Raw genomic sequence first — 14,357 nt, forward strand, 5'->3', positions numbered from 1 at the left:
CGCGAATAGAAAAGATGAAGCATTTTAATCGTTGGTGAAATCAAGTACCACAAAGTCTTTTCAAAAATCGTGCCTAATGTGAAACGATTGGCCTTTATGTTTCACTGGCGCACTCGCGTGTCCCGATATAACCAGGGTAGCCCCGGCTTTAATCAGCCCGATATTCTGCTTAGCGAAACATGCTAAATTAATACCTTTCCCGTTACGACCCCGGAGCCATAATGAAAGTACTTTTTGTCGCTGGAGACCCAAAACCGGAACGCTGGACTGCGCCAATAAAAGCATTACTACCAGAAGCGGAAGTGTATGTCTGGAACCCGGAAGGCCCGGTAATCGATGCGGACTACGCAATTGTCTGGCAGCCCCCGGCGGAACTCTTTGAACGAGAGCGGAAATTGAAGGCGATCTTTAATCTTGGAGCAGGCATTGACGGGCTTCTGGCGGTTCCCAATCTTCCAGCCGGGCTGACCATCGTTCGCCTGGAGGACGCCGGCATGTCCGTTCAGATGGCGGAGTACGTGCTGCATCAGCTTCTGGAAGCGAGCCGGGAAATGGAGGTTTACCGGGAACAACAACGTAACGGCATCTGGAAAATCCACCGCCCTATCAAACGTGCAGACTGGCCCGTGGGCGTCATGGGCCTTGGCCAGATAGGCAAAAAGGTTGCCCGGACACTGGCAGACCTGGATTACCGGGTATACGGGTGGGCGCGCAGCGAACACACCCTGGAGCACATCACCACCTTTGCCGGCCGCAAAAGCCTGAGAGAGTTCCTGAAGCAGACCCGCGTATTGGTGAACACCCTACCCCTCACTGATGAAACCCGGAACATCATCGACTACGACGCGCTTGCAGATCTTCAGCCTGGCGCTGTGGTTATTAACGTCGGTCGGGGCGAGCACCTGGTGGATGACGACTTACTCAAGGCCCTTGACGACGGTCTCGTTGCCAGGGCATCACTGGATGTCTTCCGGAACGAGCCACTCCCATCAGACCACCCGTTCTGGACTCGCCGCGAAATCACCATCACCCCCCACATTTCTGCCCGAACCCTCCGGGACGCCACTCTTGAGCAGATTACCGGCAAGATTCGGGACCACGCCAGAGGTCAGCCAATTACCGGAATTGTCGATACCTCCAGGGGCTACTGAGCCCCAACGTTCTGCCGGCCCTCATCTGAATGCTGGCAGAAGCACCGCCTCGATCGCCAGGAGTGCCAGTAACAACGGCACCGCGATCAGCACAAATACCCCGTTCCAGCGAAACGCCACCACCCAACGGGATACCTGGCCAAACCGGGACAACAGCATGACAGAAGGTCCGAAAGGCGACAGCATCATGGCAAGGGAAAAGCCAATCACCAACGCTACCGATATCAGCAACGGGTCCATACCGCCTGCCACCAGCTCAGGCAATAACCCGGCCTGAATACTGAGAACCGTAATAGGAATAATGCCAATCGCGGAAAGCAATGGAAGCATCAGCATGCCGATTGTCGCCAGCATCAGCACACCACCGGTTGAACCGGCCAGCCCGCTCAGGGCGTCCCTGGGAATCATACTGGACAGCGCCACCCCCAGAATCGCCGACCCGGCAAAGATCGCCATTTCATTAACCATGGCTGAGACCTGTGAAGCACTCTCCTCAAGCACAGTGCCCAGTGAACGGTCTTCCCAGGTAATATAAAGAAGGGTGATCACTGGTACGGCCAGCATGGCGGCCGCCGATACTTTCAAACTGGTTAGCGCAACCAGCACAGCCATGACGGAAAAGACGGCCAGCACGAGCAGCAGCAACTTCAGCGTTCCCGCGGGCCACTGATCCAACGTCACCCGCTCACTGCTGACCTGACGGAATCGGCGCTGCTCCAGCAACCAGCCCACCCCGATCAACAACACGGCCGCCGCAGCGCCAAAAGGCAGCAGCATCGACCAGCTCAACTCTGGCAATTCCCGGGTCAGAATAGCAACGGCGACACTGGTCGGTGCAACCAGGGGCACCAGGGCGAACCCCCGAAGGGCACTGATAAGTACGCACCGCAACCACTGCAGACGTGACGGACCGGTTATTCCCCGATCCCGGAGCGTTTCCGACAAACTGCCGCACAGGAGGTTCATCATGCCGAAGCTGAGCACGGAAGCAATTCCACAGCTGACCAGCGCGTATTTCGGGTAAAGCCAGACAGCGCGACCACCGAGCAGGACATCATGAATCCGCCGCAGCACCTCAAAGCGTCTCACCAGGCATTGCATCATGCCCAAACTGCCGAGAAAGGCCGCATAGAAGGCGGCATCCGCCGAAGCTTTGATCAATTGGGACATACTCAGTTGGCCACGGATACTCAGCCATCCTGTTACCACCAGGGAGACTAAAAGAAGAGCGCGGGAATAGGCCTGCAACCGACTGCCGGCCATCAGGAAGCAACAAAGGAAGAGCAACCCGGCAGCTGCACTGAGCGGCTTGTTCGAGGCGCACATAGCCACCAGTTCGAGCACAACCGCAAGGGGCAGCAGCCAGCGAACCGCTGCACTCATAACAATACCGCCCTTACGAAGGTTAACGCTGCTTGCATTTCCATCACACCCGGATTAGTCTTTTGCGAATTAAATACAAAACTGTATTCCGCTATACGAAACTATATTAACATTAATGACAAGGCAAGGCCGACACTGATTCTCGCGAGGCCCGGTCGACCACGGTGAAGTCTTGTCACTTTCTGTCGAGGAAGAAACCATGAGCGCGTTTATCTACGATGGGTTGAGAACAGCTTTCGGCCGCCATGCGGGTTCCCTCGCCACGGTTCGCCCGGACAATCTGCTCGCCAGCGTGATCCGGGCTCTGGTGGAACGCAACGCGTTCGCACCGGAAGCCTATGAAGACGTCATTGCCGGGTGTACCAATCAGGCTGGCGAGGATGCTCGCAATCTGGCCCGCCATGCCGGACTTATGGGAGGCCTTCCGATCGAAACCGGTGGCCTGACGGTTAATCGCCTGTGCGGCTCCGGGCTGGCAGCCATTATCGATGCGGCCCGCGCCGTTCGTTGCGGTGAGGGGGAACTCTTTGTAGCCGGTGGTGCGGAAAGCATGAGCCGGGCGCCGTTCGTAATGGCCAAGAGTGAGTCTCCTTTTAGCCGGGACTTCCGGGCTTTCGACAGTACCATCGGCGCCCGCTTCCCGAACCCGCGCATCGAAACCGAGTTTGGCGCGGACACCATGCCCGAAACCGCCAACAACATTGCCCGGGAACTGAATCTGAGCCGGGAACTGGTGGACCGGTTTGCAGCTCAGAGCCAGGCCCGGTATGAGCAGGCCCGCCGTACCGGCTTTTTCCAGGACGAGATTCTGCCCATTGAAGTACCTCAGGGGCGCAAGAAACCACCGGTGACGGTCGACCGGGATGAGCATCCACGACCACAGTCCACTGCCGACGCACTGGCAGGGTTGCGCCCCCTGTTTGAGGATGGCGTTGTCACCGCGGGCAATGCATCCGGAATCAACGATGGCGCTGCGGCACTGATTATTGGCTCCCGGGAGGCCGGGGAGCAGGCTGGCATCCAGCCTCGCGCCCGCATCGTTTCTGCGGCCATTGCCGGCGTAGCGCCCCGGGTCATGGGTTATGGCCCGGTTCCTGCCAGCGAGAAAGCGCTCGCCCGGGCCGGCCTGACCCTAAAGGATATGGATGTTATCGAGATTAACGAGGCGTTTGCGGCCCAGGTTCTCGGCTGCACGACTAAACTGGGGCTAGACCCTACTGATTCCCGGCTGAACCCGAACGGTGGCGCCATTGCTATCGGCCACCCGCTCGGGGCTTCCGGAGCGCGGATTGCACTCACGGCCACCCGTCAGCTGGAACGCAGTGGCGGGCGATACGCCCTGATCAGCATGTGCATTGGCGTGGGCCAGGGCATTGCTGCTGTGATTGAACGAGTTAATAACTGATTTTCTACCGAGGAGAAACACCATGGCTTCTGCACCCTGGGATGACCTGCTGCAACTGGACAAACAACTGGATGAAACCGAGCGTCAGGTCCGCGACAGCATTCGCAGCTTCTGTGATCAGCGACTGATGCCTGGCATCGTCGAGGCCAACCGCCATGAAAAGTTTGACCGTAATATCTTCAACGAGATGGGCGAGCTGGGCATGCTGGGTGCCACCCTGCCAGAGGAATACGGTGGCCCTGGCCTGAACCACGTATGTTATGGCCTGATTGCCCGTGAAGTAGAGCGGGTAGACTCTGCCTACCGTTCGGCACTGAGCGTGCAGTCGTCGCTGGTCATGCACCCGATTCACGCCTTCGGCCAGGAAGCCCTGAAAAAGCGCCTGCTCCCCAAACTGGCCTCTGGCGAGATGGTAGGCTGCTTTGGCCTGACCGAACCCAACCACGGTTCTGACCCGGCTGGCATGGAAACCCGCGCCAAAAAAGTGGATGGCGGCTACCTCCTGAGCGGTTCCAAGACCTGGATTACCAACTCCCCGATTGCGGATATCTGCGTGGTCTGGGCGAAGTACGAAGGCAAGGTGAACGGCTTTGTCATTGAGCGCGAGGGTGCCAAAGGTCTGGACACCCCCAAGATTCCGGGCAAGTTCTCCCTGCGTGCCTCCGACACCGGCTCCATCTTTATGGACGAGGTCTTTGTCCCGGACGAGAACAAGCTGGATGTCGAAGGCCTGAAGGGACCGTTCAGTTGTCTGAACAAGGCCCGATTTGGCATCAGTTGGGGCTCCCTGGGCGCCGCCGAATTCTGCTGGCACGCAGCGCGGAACTACACCCTCGAGCGCAAGCAGTTCGGCAAGCCGCTGGCGGCCAACCAGTTGATCCAGAAAAAACTCGTCGACATGCAGACAGAAATCACGCTTGGCCTGCAGGCTGCCCTGCAACTGGGCCGCATGATGGACGATGGCAGCGCCACGCCGGATGCTATCTCGCTGCTCAAGCGCAATAACTGCGGCAAGTCACTGGACATTGCCCGGGTGGCCCGCGACATGCACGGTGGCAACGGCATTGCCGACGAATACCACGTGATCCGTCATGTGATGAACCTGGAGGCGGTCAACACCTACGAAGGCACCCACGATGTCCACGCCCTGATTCTGGGCCGTGGCCAGACCGGCATCGCTGCATTTAGCTGATGCCTGCCTGATTCGGCTGACCCCAAAGGAGCCCCTCACGATGAGGGGCTTTTTTATGGGTTAACGGATATAAGAACCTGCTCGATATCCACCAATACCTCACCCGCCACCTGATAGCCCTCGTTCACGAGCACATCGACAATATTGCCCGGCATACTTGTTGTTACATGGCCTTCCTTGGTTGCGCCGGCACGGCCGCTACTGCGCCACCGAGCGTATACCCAGTTCGCTACAGGCCCGGGCAATTCTGACTGCAATCTCACCTCGATTGGCAATCAGCAGCTTCCTTATGGCCATGAATGTTACCTCCCGTATTGGCTTTGGTTGAGTTTGGCCGACCCGGACCGTCCATGGTCGGGTATGCCAGGTTCGCTCACGCTCCGAGGGGATGCCGTAGCGGATCGAACCAGTGACGTCTAAAAGTTGCCCTGTACGACGTTCACGATTTCAGAAAACGAAGATGCGCGATGCTCCAGGTCAATCGGAATGTGCAGCTTTTCGACCAGCTGTGCGGCAGAGATGACGCCCCGCAGGTATTGCTCACCTTCGTGGTACCGATCGTTATCGACCACCAGGATATATTCCTCATGCACGGCCCTGAAGGTACTTACCAGGTCACCTATCGTAGCGCGGGCCAAGTCCTTGTAATGGGTAGCCGGGAGGCTGCTAAGCGGACTCATGATGTCCTTGACCCGGATATCTCCGGGCGCGACACCACGCCGATTGGCCAGGCTCAGCGGCAATTCCCCGTTGATATCTGCAATGGTGATCATGCCAACGCATTCGCCGGCGCCGTTTTCGACCAGCTTGAAGGCGGTATCCGCCATCTTCATCCAGAGCCGGGCCTCGGAAATGTTCATATCCGAATTCAGCGCTGGCGGTCGGCGCTGGCAAAAATCGGTGAGTAAATGCACGGCAGAGTCGCCACTGCCGATGTTATAGGCAGGCTGAACCGTTGCCAGAGAATAGGTGCGCCCCAGATCACGTACAGGCAGGGCGTGGAATTGTTTGCTCATGGGAAAACCTCGTTGATTCCGGATATTGGGTGCAGCACAGCGCCCTGCAAAAGGCAGGCTTAAGTGTGCTGAAAATCGACCAAAATCAGGCGAGGAAGGGGGGCCCCTGCGGTAGGGCGGGATAACTCAAGAGGCGAGCGGGAGGCTCGACAAAGAAAAGATTCGGGGAAAGAACAGGCCGCCCGGAAACCAGCGGGAAGACAGGAAGAGTCGGGCCAGGAAAACCAAATTCACCTGACGGTGAGTCCCCGGAAGCATCCAGAAGTACCACATTGAATGATCCCTGTTCATCAAACTGATGATCCAGGGCCGGCGCGCTAACTCCCGAGGCACCCCATGCAAGAAACGCCAATGCCATCAGAAACGTCAGGCAAAGACGACTTGTATTTTGTGGTGCTCGCGATTCAAACATGTCCATGCCTTCAGGGGCGTATGACTTAACACTACGACTATAGTTCTATCACAATCACCGTTATCCCTAAAAGCTAATCTTTAATAATTATCAGTTAGCAATGGCGTGCCAAGGGCCGAATCACAAAAAAAAGCCCTGGTACAGGGGGAGCGCACCAGGGCAATGTGCAAAGCACCTGAGAAGTGATCTAACTCTTAAAGGGTCCTGCGCTGAATCAGAACGTCAACTTGGCCGAAGCAATAACCTGCTCATACTGCTGGCTGCTACTGGTTGCGATCTCACCGAAGTCCCAGTATGCGTATTCCAGACCCAGGGTCAGGTTACGATGGGCAGACCACAGAAGGTTGGCGTGCACCGAAGTTGAAGTATCGAAGTAGCTCAGGGTTCCGCTCGGAGAGGCCTTCAGGTCATCGACAATTTCTGTATGAGAAACGGTCAGGCTTGAGCGCCAGGTCGGAGCCCAGAAATGACGATATGCCGCGGTGGCGCCATAGGTTCTCAGCGGCTCAACATCACCCTGAGCCTGGGCAACCAGATCCACATCCGGATAAGTCAGCAGCCCCATGTAGCGACCCAGCGCACCATAGCTGTACTGCAGGCGGAGGTCGTCCTTGCCAATGGTCGGGATGCGCGCACTCAGGGACACCGCACCATCGGTCTTGGTGTCATTGGATGCGTTGTCCTCGAAATTCCGCAGGAGACCGGCAACCGAGTAGAAACCATGCTTGCCGCGCACCTGGTATCTGACAGCCAGATCCGGATAGGACTGGTCATCATAGGAGTTGCCATAGTAGCCATCTTCCGGGTTCTCAAGAGACATCATCAACTTACCGCCCGGAACCGCCATGTTGTAGCGAAGCTGCGGCTGGGTAGTGTATATAAAGGCAGCCATTTTTCCCTGGTCCAGAATTTCCGGCATTGCCGCAAGATCGGTGAAGGTGGTGTAGGTCTGGCCAAAATCCCAGTTGTTCCATGAACCGTAGGCCTGGCGAAGACGCGGTGCATAACTGTTGGAAACAATCTCGTTGCCGGTCTCACTGAACCCGTCATTGAGATCCTGATTAAAGTCCATCTCGATATAGGTGGTCAGCGTGTGCCCAACCACATCCTCGGTTTTGGTACCGATACTGATCCGGGATTCACGCGCGCTGAAGCCGGTCTTCCAGTCACTCTCGTCTGAGACAGCTGCCTTCGCAAACGTACGGGGCAAACCAATGCCATAGCCGTTGAGCGACCCGTTACCATGGGACCCGAAGATCGCATCTGCTTTTACAAAGCCCCCGAACGAAATCGTGGTATCGCCGATTTTCAGGCCATCACCTTCCCGAAGGATATAGGGATTATCTTCCTGCAACTCCGGAGCAGTCGATACTGCGCCCTCAAGCTTGCTCTCGAGCATCTGCACACGCTGACGCAAGTCGTCCAGTTCGGAGTTGCTCTGTGCCATCGTGCTGGCTGAGCCGAGTGCCATTATAGGGAGTCCGGCCAGGGCTATGGCGCGAACGAGTGGGCGTGTGTTGAAACCTGTTGTTATTGTCATTTCAAACCTCTTGACGGAGTTGGTGGTGTCTTTGTTATTGAAATCTCCGGCGCTGGCCACAGCTGTCGCCAATCTGACGGCCCAGTTTCGCTCTGCGGTATCTTGTTGATTTTTTATTCCGCCTAGCAGTACCAGCTTCCGTGTTTTCGAATATAGCGAAAGGTTTTTTGTTCAACAAGGGTTTGAAACCAAATTTTATTAAAAGACGTAATTACTGAGCGTTTTCTTGTTTCATTTTCGTTGACAGTGACGGAATACTTGAAGGATCATTGAGTAATTCTGCTATGCGGTATATATTTTCGCTGTAATGCCAAACGAGGTTATCTCATGAACATGAACTATACGGCCGAGGAACTTGCCTTCCGGGAAGAAGTGCGCGCGTTCCTGGATGAGAAGCTGCCGGCGGACATTGCCGCCAAAGTGAAGGGGTTCCGCCGCCTGTCGAAAGAAGACCATCAGCGGTGGCAAAAAATACTCAGTGCACAGGGCTGGTACGCCACCCACTGGCCGGAAGAGTATGGCGGTGTGAAATGGACGCCGGTCCAGAAGCATATCTGGGACGAAGAATCCTGCCGTTACGGTGTGCCCCGCTCCATCCCGTTCGGGGTCAACATGGTGGCGCCGGTTATCATTAAGTTCGGCAACGAAGAGCAGAAGCAGCAGTATCTACCGCGCATCCTCAGCGGCGAAGACTGGTGGTGTCAGGGGTACTCAGAACCCGGCGCCGGTTCCGACCTGGCCTCGCTAAAGACCCGGGCCGTGCGCGATGGCGACCACTATATCGTCAATGGCCAGAAGACCTGGACCACCCTTGGCCAACACGCCAACATGATCTTCTGCCTGGTTCGCACCAATACCGAGGTCAAGGCACAGGAGGGAATTTCGTTCCTGCTGATTGACATGGACACTCCAGGTATCTCCGTGCGACCGATCATCACACTGGACGGCGAGCACGAAGTAAACGAAGTCTTCTTTGAAGACGTGAAGGTACCGGTTGAGAATCTGGTGGGCGAAGAAGACAAGGGCTGGACCTACGCCAAGTACCTCCTCACCTACGAGCGTACCGGCCTGGCAGGGATTGGCCTGTCCAAGGCGGCACTGTCGCACCTGAAACAGTTGGCCTCCCGGCGAATCAAGAACGGGCGCCCGCTGATTGAGGACACCTCCTTCAGCCAGCGCATTGCCAAGGTAGAGATCGACCTGACTGCGGCAGCCATCAGTAACCTGCGCATTGTTGCATCCGTTGAGGGTGGCGGGATGCCGGGTGCCGAAAGCTCCATGCTGAAGGTCAAAGGCACCGAAATCCGCCAGTCGATCAACGACCTGGCCCGACGCGCCATCGGCCCCTACGCGATCCCGTTCGTCGAGGAAGAACTGGACCTCGAGTACGACGGGGACTTCCTGTCGGACGAAAATGCGGCGCCGCTATCTGCCCAGTACTTCAACAACCGCAAACTCTCGATTTTCGGCGGATCCAACGAGATCCAGAAGAACATTGTGTCGAAAATGATTCTCGGGCTTTAAGGAGGCGACCATGGATTTCCGACTGAATGAAGAGCAGCAGATGCTGCAGGACACCATCGCCCGCCTGGTGCGCGGTGAGTACAGTTTTGAAAAGCGCCTGGCGTTCAGCGAGACCGACGCCGGCTTCAGCGAAGACTTCTGGAAACAGCTCAGCGAGCTGGGCCTGACAGCGGTTCCCTTCTCCGAAGAGCTGGGTGGCTTCGGCGGCGGTGGTATTGAAGTTCAGTCCGTCATGACCGAACTGGGTCGTGGCCTCTGCCTTGAGCCTTACCTCCAATCCGTTGTTCTTGGCGGCGGCCTGGTCAGCGAGGCTGGCAATGACAGCCAAAAAGAACGCTGGCTGACCGGTATCGCCAGCGGGGAGCTGAAAGCAGCTGTAGCGCTTCAGGAACCCCAAAGTTTCTATGACCTTAACGACGTCGAGACCCGGGCCGAAAAATCCGGTGACGGATATGTGCTCAACGGTCGCAAAGCGGTAGTAATTGGCGGTCACTGCGCCGATCTGATTCTGGTATCGGCCCGCACCTCCGGGGACGCTCGTGATGCCAGAGGCATCAGCCTGTTCGCCCTGAGTCCGGACACTGCAGGCATTGAGCGCCGAACCTATCCGACCATAGACGGTTCAAAAGGCTGTGACATCACCCTGAACCAGGTTCAGGTCGATGCTGACGCCCTGCTGGGGGAGGAAGGCAAGGCTGCCGGGGTCATTGAGTATCAGGCAGGCCGGGCCATCGCCGCACTCTGTGCCGAAGCGGTGGGCGTCATGGAAGTAGCAAACGATCTGACACTCGATTACCTCAAACAGCGTAAGCAGTTTGGTGTACCCATCGGCAAATTCCAGGTGCTGCAGCACCGCATGGTCGACATGATGTCGGAGCTGGAGCAGGCCCGCTCCATGTCCATTCTGGCAGCCAGCGTGGCGGACGAAGAACAGAGCGATGAGCGTCGCCGGGTTCTGGCTGCCGCCAAAAACGTTATTGGGCGCAGCGGACAGTTTATTTCCGAAAACGGAATCCAGTCCCACGGCGGTATTGGCATGACCTGGGAATACAACTTTGCCCACTACGCCAAACGCCTGATTATGATCAACCACCAGCTGGGCGACGATGACTTCCATCTGGAGCGTTACGCTACCCTTTTACAGGCCAGCTAAAACCCTTCATCAGTGAGCCTGAGGCCTCTCTCTATACCAGTCAGAGGCCTTGTTCGGGGGTGGCCTTTTGGCTACCCCCTTTTTTATAGCCGGATAACAACAAGGTGACTACACGATGACAACAAGCACCGCAACGACCGAGACGGAAACCCTGAGAAAGGCCGAATGGAAAGTCCGTACAGAGCTGGCCGCGGCCTATCGCCTGGTCGCCCTGTTTGGCTGGGACGACCTTGTGTTTACCCATCTGTCCGCACGGGTACCTGGCCCGGAACATCATTTCCTGATCAACCCCTATGGCCTGCTCTTCCATGAAATTACGGCATCGTCCCTGGTGAAGGTGGATCGCGACGGCCAGGTGGTGGAATCCGGAGGTCTTGCACGCGTCAATCCTGCCGGTTTCACCATTCACAGCGCCGTACATATGGGGCGCGAGGACGCCGGCGCGGTGATGCATCTCCATGCTGCTGATGGTGTTGCTGTTTCTGCTCACCGGGACGGCCTGCTGCCACTCAGCCAGACCGCCATGCTCTGCCTTGATCACCTGAGCTACCATGATTACGAAGGCGTGGCCCTGAACCTGGACGAGCGTGAACGATTGATCCGGGACCTGGGTGACAAATCCATGATGCTGCTGCGCAACCACGGTGTTCTGACCGCCGGGCAGGACGTTCCCGAAACATTTACTTATCTCTATTTCCTGATGAAGGCCTGTGAGATACAGGTAAAGGCGCAAAGTTGCGGCCCCACCTGGATGCCTTCTGAGCAGGCCATCCAAACAACCGCAGAACAGTCCCAATCCCTGGGAGCAGCCGCAAAACTGACCTGGCCGGCGCTGATGCGCTTGCTGGACAGCAAAAGCCCGGGCTATGGCGTGTAAGGAGCGGAATACCATGATTGAAGTGAAGCTTGAAGAGCTGTCAGAGCACACGGGCACTCTTGTGAGTCACAGCCCGTGGCTGACCATCACCCAGGACATGATTGAAGCATTTGCCGATGCCACCGGCGATCATCAGTGGATTCATGTTGATGTCGAACGGGCGAAAAGGGAATCACCCTGGAAAAGCCCCATCGCCCACGGCTATCTGACCGTGTCATTAATATCGAGGCTGAACCCCCAAGCCCTGAAGGTGACTGGGCCCACGGCTACCATAAACTATGGCCTGAACAAGTTGCGATTTCCGTCTGCGATTAAATCCGGATCCGATATCCGCAGCAAGGTGGAGTTGCTGGATGTGGCCCAGGTGGACGAACACCGAACGCTGGCGACCTACCGAACCACCATAGAGATCAAGGGCGAGGACAAGCCCGCCTGCGTGGCGGAAAACCTGGCCATGTACGTAGCCTGAACGGCTTTGATACCCCTCAGGCCGACGGTGGGCTAATTATTCACAGCCCTCCAGCCTGGCCCGCATTTTAAGGGTAACGAGCACCGTATTCAGGTGGGGGACGGGGATTCCATGACGCTGGGCGATGGTTACCACATTGCCCAATACCGCATCCCTTTCGATGGGGCGACCATTGATATAGTCGAGAGCCATACTGTTCTTGTAGGCAGGCATTTTCCGGGTCCCCTCAATGTTTTGATCAATCAGGGACTCGTCCATGGGATAACCCTCAGCCGCAGCCACGGCCATCACTTCGCCGATCATCTCCCGAATCAGCGCCTCTCCACCTTCGGTCTCCAGAATCGTTTTCGTGTCTGCACCGTTAGCAATCACCGACAGCGGATTGAATGGCGTGTTCCACAGGCATTTGCGCCAGCGCTCACCTACTACCGCCTCTGTCAGGTCCACCTTGATTCCGCCCTCAATGAACAGCTCCGACAGGGTCCGGCAATGCTCGTCAATCCCCTTCGGGTAGCTCCCCATAATCAGCTTGCCATAGGCCTTGTGCTCAACCACGCCCGGCTCCATCCGGCTGGCGGCAATGAAGGCCAGACAGCTGATGATCGGGTTGGCAGGAAACGCCTCCGCCAGCTCCCGCTCGATGTCCAGACCGTTTTCGATCAATACCAGGCGGGTGTCCGGCCCCATCCAGGGCTTGATCACTTCGGCCCGGTTGGCGCCGGGTAACACTTTCACACACAGAATAAGGTAGTCCGGCCAGACCTCCGGCGTATCGCCGTCACGGTATACATGATCAGGCTGGTAAGACAAATCCCCCAATCGACTGGTGATACGAATACCGTTGTCTCTGACCACCTGGTATTCGGAACGCAGCACTGTGTCGACCGGGCATCCGGCCTGTTTGAGGATGGCACCGTAAAAGCTGCCGATGGCGCCGGCGCCAACAATCAGAATGTGTGGTTTATCGCTCATAATTTTCGTTTCTCACAGGTCACAGTATTTTCTCGGCACACGCCTGATCGACGCCCGATAAAAAAGGGGCAAGCCATAAATGACCTGCCCCCGTTTCAACACTGTGACGGTCAATCGATGTCTACCTGAACAATCTTGCCGTCTTTCACCACTGCCAGGGTGGTGTCGGTAACAAAACCGCCTTTTTCCGTGACGTCGGTCACTTCGTATGGGTTCTTGCTGGTCGGCATGTTCTTCAGGGCTTTGCCAATGGCGGCACGGATCACCTTCGGGTCCGTGGACTCGGTGGCGTCCATGGCTTCAACAAGGCCATGCAGGGCCAGGTAGTTATAGGCCGCTTCCGAACCCGGAGTCTTGCCGTACTCGGCTTTATAACGCTTGATGAAGTCCTGGGCGGGCTCGGTTTCATAAACACTCAGAGGCACAACGCCAACGGCGCCTTCCACCATGTCCAGACCGCCGGCAACGCTGGCCACTTCGTCAATCTTGGCCTGGTCCATGACGATAAAGCCTCCCTGGAAGCCCATCTGACGGGCCTGCTGAACCACGAGGCCGGTTGGCTCGGATGCACCGCCCACAAACATCACCTCCGGATCCTCGGCAATGATGCGGCTCACGCCAGTGAAGAAGTCGGCAGACTTGTTGTAATCCATCGGATTATTGGCCACCACTTTACCGCCCTTGGACGTCCACTCTTTCTCGATCATGGACCCCCAGATCTTGGCGTATTCGTGGGTCGCGCCAGCCATACCCAGTGTGGTGCCGAGGTTTTCCAGAGCATAGTCCGTGAACGCACGGACATAACCGTCAAAGGTTGGCGGAATTCGTACCGTCAGGGAGTTACCCTTTTCAGTAACCGTGGGCACACTGGTGTACGCCATGATGAGGAAGTTGTCCTTTTCATTAAAGTCTTGCAGAGCAAAGACACCACCGGAGTGCGGAATGAAAATGGCCGGAACGTTGGATTCCTGCTTCAGGCGCTTGGCGTTGGTGGCGGCCTGAGCCGGAGAATAACGGTCGTCCAGGGAGACAAGGTTGATGGTGGTCTTTTCGCCATTCAGGTCGAAGCCGCCCGCTGCGTTGATTTCTTCAGCGGCCATCCGCAAGCCAGATAAGGTATTTTCACCATACAGTGCCGCACCGCCGCTAAGCGGGCCGGTAAAACCGATGTTCACTTCACCCGCCATGGTGCCAGCGGCAAGGCTCATGCCCAAGGTTGCTGCGGCGACAGCCTGACCCAGTGTTTTTGCTATTTTCATTGTT

12 protein-coding genes and 1 pseudogene are annotated in these 14,357 nt (G+C 56.8%); 7 read left to right on the top strand and 6 right to left on the bottom strand.

Annotation, left to right across the window (positions count from 1 at the left end; translation table 11 throughout):
• The first annotated feature begins 221 nt into the window (after positions 1-221).
• On the top strand, positions 222-1,151 hold the full coding sequence (locus BKP64_RS14240) for a 2-hydroxyacid dehydrogenase (protein WP_070971458.1): 930 nt from the start codon (positions 222-224) through the stop codon (positions 1,149-1,151).
• Between the two features lie 21 nt (positions 1,152-1,172).
• Here BKP64_RS14240 and BKP64_RS14245 read toward each other — a convergent pair whose 3' ends face one another.
• Complete coding sequence (locus tag BKP64_RS14245; RefSeq protein ID WP_070971461.1) at positions 1,173-2,534, bottom strand: hypothetical protein; 1,362 nt, start codon at positions 2,532-2,534, stop codon at positions 1,173-1,175.
• A 199-nt stretch (positions 2,535-2,733) separates the two neighbouring features.
• Between BKP64_RS14245 and BKP64_RS14250 the strand changes: the two genes are divergently transcribed.
• Both BKP64_RS14250 and BKP64_RS14255 read left to right on the top strand, forming a co-directional pair.
• On the top strand, positions 2,734-3,939 hold the full coding sequence (locus BKP64_RS14250; protein WP_070971463.1) for a 3-oxoadipyl-CoA thiolase: 1,206 nt from the start codon (positions 2,734-2,736) through the stop codon (positions 3,937-3,939).
• A gap of 22 nt (positions 3,940-3,961) precedes the next feature.
• On the top strand, positions 3,962-5,131 hold the full coding sequence (locus tag BKP64_RS14255) for an acyl-CoA dehydrogenase (RefSeq protein ID WP_070971465.1): 1,170 nt from the start codon (positions 3,962-3,964) through the stop codon (positions 5,129-5,131).
• 204 nt (positions 5,132-5,335) lie between these two features.
• Here the strand turns inward: BKP64_RS14255 and BKP64_RS19160 are convergent.
• The 3 genes and pseudogenes from BKP64_RS19160 to BKP64_RS14265 form a co-directional block, all read right to left on the bottom strand.
• A pseudogene (locus tag BKP64_RS19160) lies at positions 5,336-5,428 on the bottom strand (biotin carboxylase N-terminal domain-containing protein); the annotation flags it as partial.
• Between the two features lie 119 nt (positions 5,429-5,547).
• Positions 5,548-6,147 (bottom strand): CBS domain-containing protein, encoded by a 600-nt coding sequence (locus BKP64_RS14260; protein WP_070971468.1) that lies wholly within the window; start codon positions 6,145-6,147, stop codon positions 5,548-5,550.
• 626 nt (positions 6,148-6,773) lie between these two features.
• The gene (locus BKP64_RS14265) at positions 6,774-8,030 is read right to left on the bottom strand and encodes a DcaP family trimeric outer membrane transporter (protein ID WP_070971471.1); all 1,257 of its coding nucleotides are present in this window, start codon (positions 8,028-8,030) and stop codon (positions 6,774-6,776) included.
• 396 nt (positions 8,031-8,426) lie between these two features.
• Between BKP64_RS14265 and BKP64_RS14270 the strand changes: the two genes are divergently transcribed.
• From BKP64_RS14270 to BKP64_RS14285, 4 genes are all read left to right on the top strand, one after another.
• Entirely contained in the window at positions 8,427-9,623 is a 1,197-nt protein-coding gene (locus BKP64_RS14270; protein WP_070971474.1) for an acyl-CoA dehydrogenase family protein, read from the top strand.
• A 10-nt stretch (positions 9,624-9,633) separates the two neighbouring features.
• Positions 9,634-10,776 carry an acyl-CoA dehydrogenase family protein gene (locus tag BKP64_RS14275; protein WP_070971477.1) on the top strand — a complete coding sequence of 381 codons (1,143 nt, stop codon included), beginning with the start codon at positions 9,634-9,636 and terminating at the stop codon, positions 10,774-10,776.
• A gap of 115 nt (positions 10,777-10,891) precedes the next feature.
• Entirely contained in the window at positions 10,892-11,653 is a 762-nt protein-coding gene (locus BKP64_RS14280; RefSeq protein ID WP_070971479.1) for a class II aldolase/adducin family protein, read from the top strand.
• 13 nt (positions 11,654-11,666) lie between these two features.
• A complete protein-coding gene (locus BKP64_RS14285) occupies positions 11,667-12,122 on the top strand; it encodes a MaoC family dehydratase (protein WP_070971482.1) in 456 nt (151 codons plus the stop codon).
• A 36-nt stretch (positions 12,123-12,158) separates the two neighbouring features.
• Here BKP64_RS14285 and BKP64_RS14290 read toward each other — a convergent pair whose 3' ends face one another.
• Both BKP64_RS14290 and BKP64_RS14295 read right to left on the bottom strand, forming a co-directional pair.
• Positions 12,159-13,094 (bottom strand): ketopantoate reductase family protein, encoded by a 936-nt coding sequence (locus tag BKP64_RS14290; RefSeq protein ID WP_070971486.1) that lies wholly within the window; start codon positions 13,092-13,094, stop codon positions 12,159-12,161.
• 110 nt (positions 13,095-13,204) lie between these two features.
• On the bottom strand, positions 13,205-14,353 hold the full coding sequence (locus BKP64_RS14295) for an ABC transporter substrate-binding protein (RefSeq protein ID WP_070971489.1): 1,149 nt from the start codon (positions 14,351-14,353) through the stop codon (positions 13,205-13,207).
• Positions 14,354-14,357: the final 4 nt, after the last annotated feature.

Source organism: Marinobacter salinus, assembly GCF_001854125.1.
GTDB lineage: Bacteria > Pseudomonadota > Gammaproteobacteria > Pseudomonadales > Oleiphilaceae > Marinobacter > Marinobacter salinus.